This is a genomic window from Streptomyces sp. NPDC006385 (assembly GCF_040612485.1).
GTDB lineage: Bacteria > Actinomycetota > Actinomycetes > Streptomycetales > Streptomycetaceae > Streptomyces.
Map to the genome: position 1 here is coordinate 1 of NZ_JBEXQG010000171.1, position 1728 is coordinate 1728.

The 1728-nt window shown below is 68.9% G+C and carries 1 protein-coding gene; it reads left to right on the top strand.

Annotation, left to right across the window (positions count from 1 at the left end):
* The coding region (locus ABZ078_RS44345; protein ID WP_356584378.1) for an amino acid adenylation domain-containing protein at positions 1 to 1728 on the top strand (1728 nt) is incomplete at both ends.

Genomic DNA, 1728 nt, shown 5'->3' on the forward strand with positions numbered 1-1728 from the left:
CCGCCACCCTGCGCACCTGGTCCGCCAACGACACCTTCACCCTCAACGTCACCGTCAACGAACGCCTCCCCCTCCACCCCGACATCGACCACGTCATCGGCGAGTTCACCTCGGTTACTCTGCTCGCGGCGGAGTTCGACGCGAAGACGTCCGTACGCGATCAGGCCCGGGCCCTGCAGGACCGGTTCTGGGCGGACTTCGAGCACCAGGCCTTCAACGGCGTCCAGGTGCTCCGAGAGCTCGCCCGTACAGATGCGCCTGCCCGGGCGACGATGCCCGTCGTGTTCACGAGTGCTCTGGGCGACGGCGAGGCGAGCCTCGGCCGGGCGGCCGAGGAGTTCGGCGAGCTCGCGTACGCCCTCACTCAGACCCCTCAGGTCTTCCTGGACTGCCAGGTGTTCGAGCTGGGCGGGAGGCTGCGGGTGAACTGGGCGGTGGTCGAAGAACTGTTCCCGCCTGGACTGATCGACGCTGCGTTCGCCGCATTCGGAGCACTGCTGGGACGGCTGGCCGACGAGGACGGCGTGTGGGACGCGACCACGCCGGTGCTGGCGAGGCCTGATGACCTGGCCGCTCGAGAGCAGGCCAATGCCACCACGGCAGTGCTGCCGCACGGCCTGCTGCACGAACTGGGCGGATCGCTGCGCGCCCGCGGCCTGCGTCCGGCCGTGATCGCGCCGGACCGGGTGGTCGGATACGCCGAGCTGGACCAGCGCGCCGCGCGGATCGCACGCCGGCTCCGAGACCTGGGCGCGTGTCCCAACACCCTGGTCGGCGTGGTGATGCACAAGGGCTGGCAGCAGCCCGTGGCCTCACTCGGCGTCCTCCAGTCCGGCGCCGCCTATCTCCCTGTCGACGCCACATGGCCGATCGAGCGGGTGCATCACATCCTCGATCGGGGACGGTGTCGCATCGTGCTCACCCAGACCGAGCTGCGCGACACCCTCGCCTGGCCGGCGGACATCACCGTGCTCGCCGTGGACGACGACACGACATGGGTCGACATGAACGACGCACCGGTGGAACCGGTCGTCCGACCGCACGACCTCGCCTACGTCATCTTCACCTCGGGATCCACCGGCGAACCCAAGGGCGTCATGATCGACCACCGCGGCGCGGCCAACACCGTCGCCGACATCAACAACCGCTTCCAGATCACCGCTGCGGACCGCGTAGTGGGCCTGTCCTCGCTGAGCTTCGACCTGTCCGTCTGGGACATCTTCGGAATGCTCGCGGCAGGCGGGACGCTCGTCCTGCCGGGGCCCGAGGCGCACCGTGACCCAGCCGCATGGCTGGATCTACTGCGCACCCACCACGTGACCGTGTGGAACACGGTTCCGGCTCTGATGGAGATGCTCGCCGAGCACGTCGGTGCGCGCGGGGAAGCCCTGCAGAGCCTGCGGCTGGTGATGATGAGTGGGGACTGGATCCCCCTGTCCTTGCCCGACAGGATCCGCACCATCGCCCCCGACGCCGAACTGATCAGCCTGGGCGGCGCAACAGAGGCGTCGATCTGGTCGATCTACCACCCGATCGGCGAGCTGGACCCCACCTGGCCCAGCATCCCCTACGGCCGCCCTCTGGCCAACCAGACCTTCCACATCCTCGACAACAACCTCCAGCCCGTCCCCACCTGGGTCCCCGGCGAACTCTTCATCGGCGGCGCCGGCGTCGCACACGGCTACTGGAACGACCCCACCAGAACCGCAGAACGCTTCCTCACCCACC